This window comes from Robertmurraya phoenicis, assembly GCF_047302285.1.
Lineage (GTDB): Bacteria > Bacillota > Bacilli > Bacillales > Cytobacillaceae > Robertmurraya.
Window position 1 is genome coordinate 3,434,450 of the sequence record NZ_CP154845.1, and the last position, 15,789, is coordinate 3,450,238.

The 15,789-nt window shown below is 38.8% G+C and carries 14 protein-coding genes; 2 read left to right on the plus strand and 12 right to left on the minus strand.

What is annotated here, in order from left to right; translation table 11 throughout:
* Nucleotides 1-3: 3 nt before the first annotated feature.
* The 10 genes from AA0X71_RS17105 to AA0X71_RS17150 form a co-directional block, all read right to left on the minus strand.
* Nucleotides 4-1,014: a branched-chain amino acid ABC transporter permease gene (locus tag AA0X71_RS17105; RefSeq protein WP_413356513.1), complete on the minus strand. Its 1,011-nt coding sequence runs from the start codon at nucleotides 1,012-1,014 to the stop codon at nucleotides 4-6.
* On the minus strand, nucleotides 1,011-1,871 hold the full coding sequence (locus AA0X71_RS17110) for a branched-chain amino acid ABC transporter permease (RefSeq protein ID WP_413356514.1): 861 nt from the start codon (nucleotides 1,869-1,871) through the stop codon (nucleotides 1,011-1,013). The genes AA0X71_RS17105 and AA0X71_RS17110 overlap by 4 nt, the downstream gene beginning before the upstream one ends.
* Before the next feature lie 16 nt (nucleotides 1,872-1,887).
* A complete protein-coding gene (locus tag AA0X71_RS17115) occupies nucleotides 1,888-2,595 on the minus strand; it encodes an ABC transporter ATP-binding protein (RefSeq protein WP_413356515.1) in 708 nt (235 codons plus the stop codon).
* On the minus strand, nucleotides 2,592-3,347 hold the full coding sequence (locus AA0X71_RS17120; RefSeq protein WP_413356516.1) for an ABC transporter ATP-binding protein: 756 nt from the start codon (nucleotides 3,345-3,347) through the stop codon (nucleotides 2,592-2,594). Before AA0X71_RS17120 ends, AA0X71_RS17115 begins: the two co-directional genes overlap by 4 nt.
* An 88-nt stretch (nucleotides 3,348-3,435) precedes the next feature.
* Entirely contained in the window at nucleotides 3,436-4,686 is a 1,251-nt protein-coding gene (locus tag AA0X71_RS17125) for a substrate-binding domain-containing protein (protein ID WP_413356517.1), read from the minus strand.
* 131 nt (nucleotides 4,687-4,817) lie between these two features.
* Nucleotides 4,818-7,973: a BTAD domain-containing putative transcriptional regulator gene (locus AA0X71_RS17130; RefSeq protein ID WP_413356518.1), complete on the minus strand. Its 3,156-nt coding sequence runs from the start codon at nucleotides 7,971-7,973 to the stop codon at nucleotides 4,818-4,820.
* Nucleotides 7,974-8,161: 188 nt separating this feature from the next.
* Complete coding sequence (gene lepB / locus AA0X71_RS17135; RefSeq protein WP_413356519.1) at nucleotides 8,162-8,716, minus strand: signal peptidase I; 555 nt, start codon at nucleotides 8,714-8,716, stop codon at nucleotides 8,162-8,164.
* A gap of 33 nt (nucleotides 8,717-8,749) precedes the next feature.
* A complete protein-coding gene (locus AA0X71_RS17140) occupies nucleotides 8,750-9,367 on the minus strand; it encodes a TVP38/TMEM64 family protein (RefSeq protein WP_413356520.1) in 618 nt (205 codons plus the stop codon).
* A gap of 15 nt (nucleotides 9,368-9,382) precedes the next feature.
* Nucleotides 9,383-10,318 carry an LCP family protein gene (locus AA0X71_RS17145; RefSeq protein ID WP_413356521.1) on the minus strand — a complete coding sequence of 312 codons (936 nt, stop codon included), beginning with the start codon at nucleotides 10,316-10,318 and terminating at the stop codon, nucleotides 9,383-9,385.
* A gap of 239 nt (nucleotides 10,319-10,557) precedes the next feature.
* Nucleotides 10,558-12,537 carry a S9 family peptidase gene (locus AA0X71_RS17150; RefSeq protein ID WP_413356522.1) on the minus strand — a complete coding sequence of 660 codons (1,980 nt, stop codon included), beginning with the start codon at nucleotides 12,535-12,537 and terminating at the stop codon, nucleotides 10,558-10,560.
* Between the two features lie 182 nt (nucleotides 12,538-12,719).
* Here AA0X71_RS17150 and AA0X71_RS17155 point away from each other — a divergent pair, with 182 nt between their 5' ends.
* Nucleotides 12,720-13,079 (plus strand): hypothetical protein, encoded by a 360-nt coding sequence (locus AA0X71_RS17155; RefSeq protein ID WP_413356523.1) that lies wholly within the window; start codon nucleotides 12,720-12,722, stop codon nucleotides 13,077-13,079.
* Nucleotides 13,080-13,090: 11 nt separating this feature from the next.
* On the opposite strand, the gene AA0X71_RS17160 is transcribed toward AA0X71_RS17155, so the two are convergent.
* Nucleotides 13,091-13,645, minus strand: a complete 555-nt coding sequence (locus AA0X71_RS17160) for a competence protein ComK (RefSeq protein ID WP_413356524.1) — start codon at nucleotides 13,643-13,645, stop codon at nucleotides 13,091-13,093.
* Between the two features lie 275 nt (nucleotides 13,646-13,920).
* Between AA0X71_RS17160 and AA0X71_RS17165 the strand changes: the two genes are divergently transcribed.
* The gene (locus AA0X71_RS17165) at nucleotides 13,921-14,157 is read left to right on the plus strand and encodes an IDEAL domain-containing protein (protein ID WP_413356525.1); all 237 of its coding nucleotides are present in this window, start codon (nucleotides 13,921-13,923) and stop codon (nucleotides 14,155-14,157) included.
* Nucleotides 14,158-14,350: 193 nt separating this feature from the next.
* On the opposite strand, the gene AA0X71_RS17170 is transcribed toward AA0X71_RS17165, so the two are convergent.
* The gene (locus tag AA0X71_RS17170; RefSeq protein WP_413356526.1) at nucleotides 14,351-15,631 is read right to left on the minus strand and encodes a M48 family metallopeptidase; all 1,281 of its coding nucleotides are present in this window, start codon (nucleotides 15,629-15,631) and stop codon (nucleotides 14,351-14,353) included.
* Nucleotides 15,632-15,789 lie beyond the last annotated feature (158 nt).

Below are 15,789 nucleotides of genomic sequence, written 5' to 3' on the forward strand. Positions count from 1 at the left end.
CCCTTAACTAATTGATTTTTGCTGGTCGGACTTTTGTACCTGTTTTTTTTTAGATTTGAGTGTCCATTTGCGCAATGTGCCCACAATTCCAAGCGGGAAAAACATGACGGCTAAAATGTAAATAATCCCGAAAAAGATGATCCACCGTTCAAAGATCCAATGTACTTTTGCTAGCTCTGTCAACCAATGATGAGCAAATTCAATCAATCCTGCACCTAATATTGCTCCTACTAGTGTTCCTACTCCACCAATGATCGTCATCAATAAAGCGTCCAGTGTAATATCCATGGCGAAAACACTGGTATTCACAAAACGAAGTGACAGCGCATAGAGAATTCCTGCAAAACCTGCAATCACACCTGACACAACACTTGCGATAATTTTGTATTGAAGAACTTTGTATCCTAATGACTCCGTTCGTTGCTCGTTTTCTCGAATCGCTTGAAGGACCTTCCCAACTGGTGAGTACGTAAAGCGATTCAAAAATAGAAAGATAATAATCATAGAACCAAGACAGATTAAATAAAAATCCATTCTATCTTTAAAGATTTCAGGTGTTCGAAATGTAAATCCATCATTTCCATAAGTCATGCTTCTCCATTTCTCGGCCAGTACTAGAAACAAACTGGCGAAGGCTAACGTTAGCATCGCATAGAAATGACTTTTCAGACGCAAAGTTAACAAGCCAACAAAATAACTAAGAAGAGCTGTTATGACAACCGTTATCCCAACCGCAAGAAAGAAATAGGGAATAGTTGGTTCAAATTGCTTCATCACAATCCCAATCGTATAGGCTCCAATCCCGAAAAACATCGCGTGCCCGAAAGAGACAATTCCAGTAAATCCAAGGAGTAAGTCATAGCTCATCGCAAAAATCGAAAAAATAAACACTTGTGTAAAAAGAATCATGATCGATCGGGAATCATTGATGAACGGGAAAAGGAGAAGCAGAAAGGCGATGACAAAATAAATGATATTTTTTCGATTCGTAACATATTCTTTCACTGCTCTCACCCCTTCAACCTAAATAAGCCTTGTGGCCTAAATATTAATACGATAGCCATGAGTAACATATTGGCAGCAAGAGCCAGATCGGGAACATAATACGCCATAAATGAACCAGACAAGCCTACTAAAATAGCAGCTAAAATCGAACCTGGAAAGCTCCCCATGCCTCCAATTACCACTACAATGAACGCGAGAATGGCAAATTCCATTCCCATCTCTGCATGTATGACACCAGAATACGGGCCAAGAAGCACGCCTCCGAGAGCAGCCATCCCTGCCCCCACCATAAAGACAAGCATAAAGACCTTCTTAATATTAATTCCAAGTGCTTGCACCATTTCTTTGTTCATCACACCAGCTCGGACCACTAGACCGATCTTTGTATTTTTCAAGACATACTGAACAGCCATAAATACAAGGAGGCCAATAACAATAATGAAGACACGGTATTTAATGATGATGATTCCCCCAAGTTCCCAACTCCCTTTCAAAAAGTCGGGAGCCGTTGAGGAAAGCTGATTCGGTCCCCAAACAACCTTCAATAATTCGGATAAGACAAGCATGAGACCAAGGGTTATTAAGATTTGTTGTACATGATTTCCATACACCGGCTTGATAATAAATCGTTCTGTTATCAGTCCAAGTATTAAGCCTGTCGCAACAGCTCCCACAATGCCAATGAAAAAACTACCTGTCACGCCATAGAGCCATGTCCCACTGTATGCTCCCCATGCGAACAAGCCACCATGGGCAAAATTCAACACGTCCATCAATCCAAAAATCAGCGTTAACCCTGCTGCCAAAAGGAATATAAGCATTCCTGTCGCGAGGCCATTTAATGTCAAATTAACGAGTACTTCCAAGCTTCCTTCCTCCTTCCTACGCAATTCCCAAATACTTTCTTCTCAAGTCATCATCATCTTTGAGCACCTGCATTGCTCCATCATGAACTGTACGTCCGTCATCAATAATGTAAAAACAATCACCTATGGTACTGGCCATCATAAAGTTTTGCTCTACGAGGACAATTGTTGTTTTATCCTTCATTTCTACAATCGATTCCATCACTTTTTCAACGACAATTGGTGCTAAGCCCTTACTCGGTTCATCAATGAGAAGCAGTTCATTATCATTCACATAGGCTCTAGCGATGGAAAGCATTTGTTTCTGTCCACCACTTAAAAGACCACCTGGCTTTTTCCAAAATGTTTTTAAATCAGGAAATAAATCTAAAATATAGTGCAAACGCTCATTCGTGCGATCACTTTCTTTTTTCATAGCTACCTTCATATTTTCTTCAACCGATAATTCTCCAAATATGCCTTGGTCCTCAGGCACGTAACCAATTCCCTTTTGGGCAACCGTATACGTGGGAAGTGATTGAATCTCTTCACCGTTAAATGAAATCATTCCTTTTGAGGCAGGATTCAGTCCCATAATGGTTCTTAACGTTGTCGTCTTACCAGCCCCATTTCTGCCAAGTAAAACCGTTACCTCCCCGCGACGAACTTCTAAAGAAATGCCTTGTAAAATATGAAACTGGCCAATATGTGTTTCGACTTCATCCAACTTTAATTGAATACTCAAGAGTGAATCCCTCCTAAGTAAGCTGATTGCACCATTTCATTTTCCATGATTTCAGCTGGTGTTCCATCAGCTAGTAATCGACCATTAAATAACACCATCACCGTGTCAGACAAATCTAGAATCATATCCATCTTGTGCTCGATTAATAGAATCGTTCGATCTCCTTTTTCTTTAATTCGACGAATCATATCTAAGATCGCCGGGACTTCTTCCAAGGACATGCCTGCGGTAGGCTCATCTAATAAAAGGACCTCTGTATTTAAGGCAAGGAGCATCGCAATTTCCAATTTTCTTTTCTCACCATGGGCTAAATTGCTCGCAAGCATTTCTTTCTTATCATCTAACAGAACCAGTTCAAGCCACTCTAATGCTTTTTCTTCTACTTTCCGATATTTTTTAAAATGGGTCAGCATTTGATAGCGAATGCCTGCCTGCGATTGAACCGCTAAACGAACATTTTCAAGTACGGTTAAGTTCGGGAATACATTGGTAATTTGAAATGATCTTCCGATGCCTTTACGGGTTCTTTCGGTCGGTGAAAGCTTTGTAATCTTTTCCCCTCGAAAGAAAATCTCTCCCTCTGTTGGAGTAAGCTGACCGCTTAATAAATTGAAGAAAGTTGTTTTGCCCGCTCCATTTGGACCAATGATAGATTTAAATTGGTTGGCAGGCACTGATATATCGACGTGCTCGACTGCTACATGCCCTCCAAACGCAATCGTTAATTCCTTTGTTTCAATTAAAGCTTCCATTCCACTTCCTCCTTACTATTCCGAAACGATTTTTCCATTCCTTGTGAAAAGAGCCTCGGTAAATTACCGAAGCCCAGGGTTCCCTGAATTAATTTCTGATTGGAGGAGCCGTTTCTTCTGGACTTAACTCACGTATAAGTACCGGGACAGGATACGGCACTCCCTCTTTCTTCTCGAGTTTGATCGCATATAATGCTTGTAGTGCTTGATGATCCTCTTGACGGAAAGTCATCGCTCCTTTTGGTGTGTCAAAGCTCATCCCTTCCATCGTCTCAATCAATGTGTCTGCATCGGCAGCGCCGTCTGTCTTCTTTAATGCTTCAACGATTGCAATAGCTGCCGTCATTCCTCCAGGTGTGAACAGGTCTGGAACTTCTCCATTAAAACGAGCTTTATGCTCTTCAACGAGCCAGTCATTTATTTCATTCTTTGGTAGGTCATGATAATAAACAGTAAAGCCCTCCATCCCAACGAGTGGTTCCATTGTGGCTAACGCAGGAATATCTGGTGCTCCCGTTGAAATTTTAATCCCTTTTTCTTGAACCTTCATATCGGCAATTTGATTCCACGGAGAATTCGCCCCCGCCCAAACAACAAATACATAATCTGGTTTGACATCAATAATCTTTTGAATATTAGAAGTGAAATCAGTAGCCGAAGGGTCCGCATATTCCTCATGCACAATTTCTGCTCCTAATTTTTCTGCTGCTTCTTTAAAAGCTGCGACTCCATCCCATCCAAATGAATAGTCAGGAGCAAATGTAGCAATTTTTACACCTTCACCAGCAATAGCAGCGGCACCTGCTACCGCATCTTGTGATGAGTTACGAGCGGTACGGAAAATGTAATCATTATATTCAGAACCGGTAATACTATCTGCCGCCGCTGGCTCTACAATCATAATCTTTTCATATTCCTCTGCAAGTGGAAGTACAGCTAACGTATCTCCCGAACTCGATGAACCAACTAAGAAATCTACGCCATCTTCTTCCAATAACTTTGTTGCTTTTTGAACAGCTACCTCTGGTTTTGTTTCTGTATCCTCCACGATATATTCAATTTTGCGACCAGCTACTTCCATCGTTCCTTCTGTTGCATACTCTAATCCCAATTCAAATCCTCTTACTGTTTGAAGTCCATATGACTCCAGACCACCTGTTTGCGAAGCGAGAACACCTATTTTTATCGCTTCCTTCGCTTGCGTTTCTTCCGTATCTGTATTTCCTTCATCTTGTTCCTCGTTCCCAGCATTCTCTGATGTCCCACTACAAGCACTGATGAGCATGATAAATAGGGCTACAAATAATACAAACAATAAATTCTTTTTGAACGTTTTCACCTTCACTCTTCCCCCTTCATCTTTTTCAAAGTTAAAAGCTACTCAAGCCTTAGAACCATCATAAAGAAAGGTGGTTACAACCGAGTTACAGTCAAAATCACTTATTAAAAAAAACAACCCCCTCGGGCTGTTCAAATAGGATGAATATTTTCTTGCGCCTCTAAAATCATTTCATACATATGCTGCGTCGGTTCTAGCGGAGTGACTCCTAATTCCTCTTCTAATATTTCTGAGCATTTCTGATACCACTTCATGGCGAAAGGACGATTATTTTTTCGGTAATAACAAAACATTAATAATCTATACGCTTCCTCCCACGTTCGATCCTTTTCAAGGATTCGTTCACACCAAAAAATTGCCTTGCTATAATCTTCCTTTCGAACATATAATTGGGCTAGCTTTTCCGCTCCTCTTAGAAAGAGGACGAGCAGTCTCTCCCTTTCATTCAGACACCAATCATCAAATACTCTGTCATGTAAAAAGTCTCCCTTATATCGTTGCAGTCCTTTCTCAAGACAAGAAATGGCCTTCTCTCGATCCTCATTCTCATCCAATCCATGATTGACCCATTCTTCAAATTCTATCGTGTCAAGTTCCAGATGTGCATTGGCGTTAATTCCATAAGTGGAACCCTCTCTTATGACAAAAAATGGCGTTGCTCTAGCTTTTCGATTTGGTTCTAAAGCATTATGCAAAGCATTTAAGGCAACCTTGAAATCTCTTGCTGCTCCTTTCTCACTCTGATTAGTCCAAAGCATTTGAAAAAGTTCTTCTTTTGTAAACATATACTTGTACTCCGTAATAAAAAACTGAAAAAGTTCCTTTGCTTTTCCTCTCTGCCAATCTCGTTCCTGTACCTCTCTATCGCCAAGCCAGACCTTAAATTGACCTAGAGTCTCAACTCTCAACGTATATCCAGGATGAGAATCTAGCTGTGTTAACCCCATTTCTTGCAGTAACTTTCCAACATAGCTAGTCGAAAGCCCTTCCTTATAGGACTCAATTAACAATGGGGCAAAGACCTGTAAATCTCTCGGACCGAAAATACTCCGAGAATGAAAGAAAAACTCATAGTTTCCCAATTGAATACTTTTCAAGAATTGGAGCATGTATTTTTTATAAGTTTCAATCTTTTGCCTAGAAAAGAAAGTATATGCCTGCCAAAAATAGACAAGCATTTTTCCATATTCGTCTTGACAGGACTCTAGCATTTTCTCTGCCTTCTGCAAGTACCCAAACGCTTCTTTAAATCTTTCATTATAAACGGATGCAATGCCCATGCTCATCGTAATTAAAGAAGATAACCAGAGATCCTCTACCCGCTCTGTTTCAAGCAAAGCAGCCTCCCCCACTTCAATCGCCCGTTCATACTCACCTTTACTTCCGTATAAAAGGCACAAACCCATTAATGGCTCCGCTTTTCCTCTCTCTACATGAATTTGATCCATAATCTCCAAAGCTGTTTCATAGCATTTTTTTGCTAACTTAACATCATATTTATGGAGGAGCTGTACAGCATGACCCATTCGAATCCATCCACATGCTTCTACAAAAGGGGATTGAATTTCAATGCCTTGCTGAATCCCTATTTGTGAAAGCCTTTTCGCTTCCTCTCCATTTCCCCTAAAAGCCTCTATTAGTGATAAAAGTAAATCAGTCTCCCGATGAGATTGAGGTAATGTATGTTTCATTTCTAGCTTTTGCTTTGATAATAATGTCTTTCGCGCTTTTTCAAGTCTTCCTGTTCGCAAATACAGCCTAGCTTCGAGATTTCCATCTACTCCTCGATCATTAAATGCGTAAGCGCGCTTCAACCATTTTTCAGCTTTCGCCGCTTTCCCCGAATTAATCAGATTTTCCGCTAGCAATTGATAAAGCCTTTGTGTTTCCTCTTCTGTACTTATATCACTTTGCTCACGAATTTCAATCGCTTGATACAATAATCGTTCCGCGTTGTAAGGTTGAATCGTATCAAGATAAATTTTCGCCTTCCCTTCTAAAGCCTTACTTTTTTCTAACCAATCGCCTCGTTTTTCCGCCATATTTATTGCATGCTCATATGATGACGCAGCTTCCTCATACAAAGAGCGATATCTTTCCACTTCTCCCTGTAAAAACCATAATTTATAATAGCGTTCCTTCAATTCATGACTCATTTTCATTAACCGTTCATGTAAGCTTTCCAGTTTCCCACTTTCAAGTAGTCTTACCCCATAATCATTCAAGAGAGCAGCCATCGCCTCAAAGTTTCCGATCATTTCGTAATGACCGACTGCCCGTTCCCATCGTCCTCTTTGCTCAAAATAGCGAGCACATCTCTCATGTATCAGAATAAAGTTCCGCGGCTGGTGTAGTCGCAATTGTCCTTCCAAAAATTCTTTAAAAAGGGCATGATAACGAAATTGTTCTTCTCCTAATTTATGGATGAATAAGTTGCGTTCATGGATCTGCTTTAACATTTCTTCTGCTCCAGTAACACCTAATACTTCCTCGCAAATGGCCTCATTAATTTCCTCCAGTACACTTGTTTGCTCTAGAAATTGTTGAATCATAGGTGGTTGCTTTTCAAAGACTTCCAATGCTAAGTAATGAAACAAATCGTCAGAGGTTAGTAATGTTTTCTTAAATACCTTCTCCATTCCCGTTTGGTCCAAGAGTTGCTGGGCAAACATTCCGAGCGCAATCACCCACCCTTCCGTGAGGAGAAATATTTCTTCCACTTGTTCCTCGTCGAGCTCAATTTCGTATAGTTCATTTAATAAGAGCTCTACTTCTGCTTTTGTTAAAACAAGATCATCCTTTGTTATTTCTAATAATTGCTGACTGACCTTCATTTTCTTGAGCGGCTTCCAAATTGGCTTGCTTCTACTTGAGGCAACTATATGTAGATTTTCTGGTATATGCTCTAATAATTTTTCCATCCAGTGATTGACATTATAGGAATGCTCAATCTGGTGAAAGTCATCAAGGATGAGGGTCAATTCATCAGCTATATGTACAATTTCATTTATAAATAGCGTACATAAATGGGTAATTTCATGCTCGCGTACATAGGGATTCATATCATTCATATATCCCTTTAATTCCTCACCAAAAAGAGGAAATTCTTTCTGAATAGTTGCCACCATATACGTTAAAAACGTGATAATATCATCATCAGAAGAGGTGATAGAATACCAACAGCAAGATGCCTTTTCATCGCTCACAAACAGCGCCAATGCAGTACTTTTACCGTATCCTGCTCCTGCATGCACAAGCGTTAATGGATATTTTGTAATCGTTTTCATTTTTCTTGTTCAGCTTTGCTCTCCGAAGAGATTCATCCCTATACTTTGGTGGCACTAGCTTTGTTGTCATCACTGGTACTTGCTTCTCCATTCTACTCTCCCCCTTCCGTATTTTTCTGAAAGTTCTATCATTTAGTTTATCATATCACGGCAAAAAAAAGACTCGAAATATCTCGAGTCTTAAGAATTTAGAAGGATATCCCCATATGATCAAGCGGCCAATAGCGTAAATTCACCTTTCCTACCACTTGCTCAACTGAAATAAATCCGAATTGGCGACTGTCCCAACTTCCTAAACGATTATCCCCTAACACGAATAGCTTTCCTTCTGGCACAACTTCTTCACCTGTTTTTTCAAGTAACGTAAAATCTTCTGTAAGTCTTCTTGTTAACCCTTGATAGCGATATTTATCTAAATACGGTTCATCTACCTTTTTCCCGTTCACATAAAGCTGATCATCCTTATACTCTAACGTATCTCCTGGTAAACCAATGATCCGTTTTACAAAGTCTTCTTCCTTGTTAGCATGAAAAACAATGACATCAAATCGTTCTAAATCTTCAATTTGAAAGCCGATTTTATTCACAATCAACTTATTTCCATCTTGGAGAGTTGGCATCATGGATTCCCCTTCCACGACATAATTCGAAAAGAAAAAAGCTCGAATGAAAACAAAAATAATTAAGCCGATCCCAATTGCTTTGACCCATTCTAACCCTTCTTTTTTCACATCCTCTAACAAAGCGAACTCCCCCATCCCATTGTTTAAACTTTCTTATGAGTGTTGTCTTTCCTTTTTAACGCCATTGTTTAAGCGAATCTCTATTTGTTTTCCAACTAGCCAAAGAATAAAAATAACAACTCCTACTATCGCGGTTCTTATCGGCTGAGTAATAAGGGAGCGGATATCATGACCGACAAAGCTGATCATAAAAACCATTACCATTTTCCCCGTAAGTACAGCAAGCATGTATTGATAAATGCTTATTTTCGATAGACCAGCGACGATATTCACAACTGCTGATGGTGTAAAAGGAAAACATAGTAACAAGAATAGTGGGCCAAAACCGTGCCTTTCCACCCATGCGGTTAGCTTTTGCACCTTTGGATTTCTCTTCAAAAAAGCAAAGAATCGTTTCTGTCCAAAACGCCTTATTAACAGAAAAACAAGATAGGCCCCAACTGATGCTCCTATCCATGAGAACAGGAATCCAAACCACAAACCAAAAGCATTGGCATTTGCCATAACAAATAGAACTAATGGTAAGAAAGGTAAAAACGCTTCAACCATTGGTAGTAAAATCCCTGGTATCGGTCCAAAGGAACGGTACTCTTCAATGATTTCCATAATATTTTCTAATGTAATCCATTCTTTTAATACTTCGACGTCCATTAAGTATCTCCCTTTTTATTCTGCAAGGAATTCGTGAATTGCTTCTTTATTCTTTTCTATATCGATAGATAATACTTCTGCTCCTTTAATGGTAGCATTTTCCCATGCTTTATCCACTGGAATTGTAAGAGAATCAATGTTGCGATTCTCTTTAGATAGGAAATCTTTTCCAATATATAGCATATCTCCTGTATCCATGTTCGTATTGATAAACGGTGTGACGACCCCAATCAATTTTGGAAGCTTGGCAATTGTTTGGATGCTTGTAAGCTGTGAACCAATTTCTTTGACTACTTTTTGCTGGCGCTCGACTCTTCCAAAATCCCCTATAGCATCATGGCGAAAGCGAACATAACCCAGTAGATGCTCTCCATCTAAGCTCTGCAGTCCAGGTTGAAGGGTCACGCCAATATTATGAGACATTTTCTTTTCAACATCGACCTCGACTCCAGTTGGAAATGCTTGATCTATGAGCTGAACAAATCCTTCAAAATCTACAATCGCATAGTATTGAATATCTATGTCAAAGTTCTCTTTTAGTGTTTCCCTAAGTAGTTCTGGGCCTCCAAGGGCAAACGCTGTATTTATTCTATTTTGTCGATACCCAGGTATATCAACAAAAGAATCTCTCATCACCGATATTAGCTTATATGTCCCTTTATCTGGATGGTATCTAGCAATCATAATCGTGTCTGTTCGAGCTTGTTCTTCCCCACGAGAATCACTCCCTAGTAAAAGGACATTCGTTCCACCGTATTGATCCTGTTCCCCATTAAACTCGTACTCCTCTTGTAAAATCGGATTCCCCTCGGCCTTTTCTGAAGACTGGGACACTCCTTGTTGGTATTGAAAATATGTGTACCCAAGTGGCGCTGCAATACATAAAAAGAGGATCAAGAGCAGGACCTTCCATTTTCTTTTTTTCTTTTGCCTTTGTTTTTCATATCTCATCTAATATACTCCTAACCAATCTGCAAATTTCTACTATATTAGACATTCTTTTTTCCTAAGAAGTTTCATAATTATAAATATGTCTTTTCGAGAGAGACAATACTCCTCTACCGTCTTTATTTAAGAGTATCAAAAATCGGTATTTTTTTCTATTTTAATTGGTAAGGATGGTTGCAAGAATCGATCAAGAGAATGAAAGAACCGCAAAACATGAAGCTTTGCGGTTAAATGGCTCTTCTTTATTTAATATACTCTTTAAACCAATTTAAAATGTAATTTAATCGAGCAATTCTTAAACTTGGTTTTCCACTTCGAGAAAGTTCATGATTAGATTCTGGGAAGCGAACAAATTTTGTTTCCTTCTTACGATGTTTTAAAGCAATATATAGTTGTTCAGCTTGTTCAATTGGACAACGGAAATCTTTTTCACTATGCAAAATGAGAAGCGGTGTTTCTACGTTGCCAATGTATGCAAGTGGGGAATGCTTCCATAATGTTTCTACATCTTCAAGCTCACTCTTTATCTGCCATGCATTGAAATAGTAACCGATATCGCTGACCCCATAAAAGCTAATCCAATTGGAAATCGAACGTTGGGTGACTGCTGCTTTGAAGCGATTTGTATGGCCAACAATCCAGTTTGTCATGAAGCCACCATAACTTCCACCTGTTACCCCTAATCGATTTTCATCAATAAAATCATATTTTTCTAACGCATAATCGACTGCTTCCATTAAATCTGCGTAATCTCTTCCACCATAATCTCCACGTACGGCATCAACAAATTTTTGCCCGTAACCATGGCTTCCTCTTGGATTAATAAACAGAACGGCGTATCCTTCTGCCGCTAGCGTTTGAAATTCGTGGAAGTAGGAATTGGCGTACATTGCATGTGGTCCACCATGAATTTCAAGAATAAGTGGATATTTCTTTCCTTCCTCAAAATGAGCAGGCTTCATTAACCAACCGTGTAGCTCCCAATCATCCTTCGATTTGAATTCAATTTCTTCTACTTCTGCTAATGTTACTTCATTGGCATACTCGTTATTTACATTCGTTAATGGGGTAAGTTCACCTGTTGGAACATCCAATAAGAATAATTCACCTTGTAATGTCGGCTTACTAATCGCCACAACCGCTTGATTTAATGCCCCGCCAGTTGTTAACCCGTAGACATGCTGATTGTCCAATAATGCAGGATACATCTCACCTTTTAAGGAGCCATAATAAACGACGGTATTTCCATGATCAGATGCTAGGAAATAGAAGCTCTCATTATCTTCTGCCCAAAGCAATCCTGGTGAAACAGCCCCCTGTTGAAAATCTCCAATTGCGAAATCACCAATTAATAAATCCGATTCCGCAGTGAGGCAAGTTAGTTCCTTTTGTTCTGTATCATAAACCCAAATTTTCATTAATGTTGCATTCTCAAATTCTCGTTCATGACCAAGAAGACCGATATATTTTCCATTTGGAGACCATGTGACCCCACCGAAATAACCCGTGCTTGGTGTAATTTTTTCAAATTCCTTCGTTTGTAAATCGAGTAAGAATACATCATTTACAAAGGAGAAATCTAAATTCTCGCTGAAGTCAGCTGATACCGCTAACGACTTCCCATCTGGTGACCAGCCTTGTAGATGATAATCGCGCTTTCCTTCTGTTACTAGTTCGACTTTCCCAGTCTCAACATCTACAATCGCAATTTGTGAGTATTTTCCGTTCCAAAAACCAGCAGAATCTGATTTATATTTCATTTTATCCACTTCAAGTGGGACTAATTTTTTTTCTTCCTTCTTTTCCCCATCTTCTAATTTTTCATCTGTAGTCAAAGATACGTTGAAGGCGATTTTCTTTCCATCAGATGACCAGACCGGATTGGATGCACCATAAATAGAATCGGTCATTTGACGTGCTTCTCCCCCATTTACATGTATGACATAAATTTGATTTTTCCCGCTACGATTTGAAACAAAGGCAAGCCCGTCCTCAGTAGGTGACCAGCGCGGCGAATGATTGCGATAATCTCCATAAGTCCACTGAACAGGAGCTTTTTTTTCTTCTACATTTATGTAAAAAAGATTAGATACATACTCATCTTTTTCTTCTGAAATGCTTGTCTCCACGTATACAAGATCTTTTCCATTTGTGCTCAAGCGTGGGTCTGCAGCTGATTTCAATTCGTATAAGTCTTCCGCTTTTAAATACCTTTTCGACATTTTAATCCCCTCCATATTTCAATCTTATATTTATTTCGATAATTGAAATAAATACTCCTTCTTTTTATCTTCATTTTTTTACAAATTATAAAAATAAATCAGATTCGTACATATGTTCTTGCCAAATGCATATACTTTATATAAAATATATACGAACATACGTTTGAGAAGGGTGATTGATTATGACTAGAATCCCTGAAGAAGATCGGGATATCATTGAAAAGGCGATATACTTGCCCATGGTCCTCACCATTTTAAATCGAGATTTAACGATTGTGAATCAAACTCCATTTAAGCTTAAACAGCCTTATTTAAATCTCATTGAAAAATCGATGAAGACCATCCAAACAGAATTAGCGCAAGTAAAAAAATATATGAAACAAAACAATCTAAAAGTATTTGAATTAAAAAGAGATGAGGCGTTCACTATGTATACGTTTCTCTACAAAGGCTATGAGGAGCAACATAATTATTTCAACCCGAGAATTCGTAACAAAGTTCAAGAACTGCTAGAGTTCTATTTGACGCATCTCAGTATTTAGTATAGTGCAACTTACCAGTCATACTGTTCAGAATCTTCGGCAGCAGCTCGCTGCTTTCGTAACTTGTTCGCATAAACAGCTCTTGGAATTAATTCATCATCGTTTTTTGAAAGCTTTGACTTTAACATCATCGTACGAATTAACTGATTTTCAAAAGAACGCGTTGAAATATGGATGGGGATATAGCGATTGTTTTGAAACTTAACAATCGTTGTACCGTTAATTTTTCCTTTTTTGTAATCAAGAACATGGTCGTGTGCTACCCATGCACATTGAGGATTTTCAGGCGATGCTGTTGGGAAAAGGTAGATAAGTGGGGAAATCGCTATGGGGACTTTATGAGTGGCCCCGATGAGTTTCTTAGTTGCTGCTTTCCTTCCTTCGTAATTAGATCCAAAACCATAACAGCTTTCTTTTACAAGATCAAATGGTTTAAATGGAGAAATCGTTTCCTCCTCAAGCTCGTAAACTCTCGAAAAGATTTTCGTCCCGTATTCCATTGGCATCACAATAGCAGTGGAAGAATTGATTTCATACTCCTCAATAATTAACCTTTCATTTTCCATTATTTCATCTCCTTCAATTAAATTTCTGTGCACTATACGATATGCTAAGGTCGGAACCGGGCCCTAATTCCTATCTTAGCAGTAGAGTTACAGTGCAAACAGCCTATCCATTTTCATCATAACCTTCATTTCATGCCTTTTCTATAAATTTCCAAAATGTTCAAAAATTAGTCATAATTCCCTATACGAATTATTTTTCTAAATTTTAAAAAAATTCTGTTGATAACTATACAGAAATCCTATATAATATCAAAAAGGCATCAGAGGTGATTTCGATGAAAGAAAAATCTTATACAGAGTTAATGAAATCCGGTGCAATGAATCCCAAAAGGGCAAAGGAAGCATTCATGTTAAACTTATACGTCGATATGATTTTATCTGAAGCATTGTTAAAATCTGAGAAGGAAAAATTGTCCTTACAAATCGATCAGGCTATTGACAAGAAAGATAAAAAAACCTTCCTGAAGCTCTCCACACAGTATATAGAGCTCAACCAAAGGTTCGGAACTTAATATTTATGTAGCCTCCCCGCTAAAACTAGCGGGGAATACTTTTGTTTTCAAATCAAAAAGAGCGTGCGAATTTGGACTCTCCGAGCTACTAAAATGCTGAGACTGTCCGAATAAAAGCGGGATTCGGACTGGACGAGCTTCTTACTTCAAAAGGCTGTCCGAATAAACACGCCAATTCGGACAGCCCCATTCTTTAATCCTCGCTCTGATTCCGCTTCTTAATCTCATACTCTTCAATCATCGTAATTCGCTCGAGCATCGTTGGATGGCCGTAGCGGAAGATTTTCACTAACAGCGGCGGATTCACTTGGCTAAGCCCTGCCCTGCTTAATTCCTGAAAAGTTTCGATCGCCGCCTCTGAATTTCCAGTCATTTCAATAGCGTAGCGATCGGCCCTCGTCTCCTGATACCTGGAAACAAGATTTGAAAATGGACTTGATACGAACATCAGCATCGACAACAGCATAAGAAAAAGTGGGAAAGAGCGAATGTCATGCACTGCAGGAATTTTCAATGCCTCTCCCCATCTGTTCACAACCAAATGCATGAGACGATGGACCAAATACAAACCTAGTAATGATAAAAGCATGTACCCTGCTATCCCGATATAGAGATGCTTTTCCACATAATGGGCCATTTCATGAGCCATTATAAATAAAATTTGCTCATCGTTTAAGCGATTTAAGGTTGTATCCCATAGAACAATACGAGAATTAGAACCAATTCCAGTCACATATGCATTTAATGCATTCGTCTTTTCCGCCATATTCACTTCAAATACATGCTCTGAAGGAATATTTGCCTCACTCGCAAGCTCTAAAATTTTCTGTTCTAACTCTTTATCCTTTAGTGGATAAAAATCATTATATAAAGGATCAATCACGACAGGCTGTAGGAACATCATAAAAAGAGTAAAAGGAACCGACAATAACCATGCATACAGCCACCATCTCTTTTGACTTTTTTTCATGAGCCAATAAAGAACGGCAACAATGATGAACATCGTTCCAAAATTAATCCAGAAATCAATCAGCTCGTCCTTCATCCATGATGAAAATGATTGGGTTGAAATATTATACGATTTTGATAAAGAATAGCTAATATAACTTAATGGAAAAGTAGCTACAAAGGCCAAAAAAGTTAACCAAATCGTATAGATGGCGGTCTGAACAACCTTATACTTTGAAGACTGTCCTGCCCATTTCTTAAAGGCACCAGAAAGTCCTGCCAAAAGAACAAATAAATAAAAGAGCCATTCAAAAGGTGTGCTCAAGAAAAATAATAAGTTCCTTATTTTCGAATATTCTTCGCTCAACATGAGCTCTCGTCCATTTAAAAATGTCGCCGGATCCGCTTTTGTCCCTTCATATTCAAATGGCAAGCTCGCATCAGCAAAATAGAATAAATACCAATAAAAAAACAGTCCATAGAGAATATAGGCAATGATTCCATATAGACCAATTTTTCTCGCCATGACACTCCCCCTTCACGTTGTTTAACCGTTATTGGTACAACCTCTCTATTATCATTTTAGTAGTAAAAATAACATTTAGAACCGAGACTTTCCTATTATCATCTCAAAATTTTCAAATCATACGCTAAACAGCATGTAAAGGAAGAACATTTTTCAGC

What these genes read in the sequence shown, in the direction of transcription:
- AA0X71_RS17120 (WP_413356516.1), bottom strand. Translation starts at nt 3,347, where the DNA reads ATGGAAGCTTTAATTGAAACAAAGGAATTAACGATTGCGTTTGGAGGG.
- AA0X71_RS17130 (WP_413356518.1), bottom strand. Translation starts at nt 7,973, where the DNA reads ATGAAAACGATTACAAAATATCCATTAACGCTTGTGCATGCAGGAGCA.
- AA0X71_RS17140 (WP_413356520.1), bottom strand. Translation starts at nt 9,367, where the DNA reads ATGGACGTCGAAGTATTAAAAGAATGGATTACATTAGAAAATATTATG.
- AA0X71_RS17145 (WP_413356521.1), bottom strand. Translation starts at nt 10,318, where the DNA reads ATGAGATATGAAAAACAAAGGCAAAAGAAAAAAAGAAAATGGAAGGTC.
- AA0X71_RS17150 (WP_413356522.1), bottom strand. Translation starts at nt 12,537, where the DNA reads ATGTCGAAAAGGTATTTAAAAGCGGAAGACTTATACGAATTGAAATCA.
- AA0X71_RS17155 (WP_413356523.1), top strand. Translation starts at nt 12,720, where the DNA reads ATGACTAGAATCCCTGAAGAAGATCGGGATATCATTGAAAAGGCGATA.
- AA0X71_RS17160 (WP_413356524.1), bottom strand. Translation starts at nt 13,645, where the DNA reads ATGGAAAATGAAAGGTTAATTATTGAGGAGTATGAAATCAATTCTTCC.
- AA0X71_RS17165 (WP_413356525.1), top strand. Translation starts at nt 13,921, where the DNA reads ATGAAAGAAAAATCTTATACAGAGTTAATGAAATCCGGTGCAATGAAT.
- AA0X71_RS17170 (WP_413356526.1), bottom strand. Translation starts at nt 15,631, where the DNA reads ATGGCGAGAAAAATTGGTCTATATGGAATCATTGCCTATATTCTCTAT.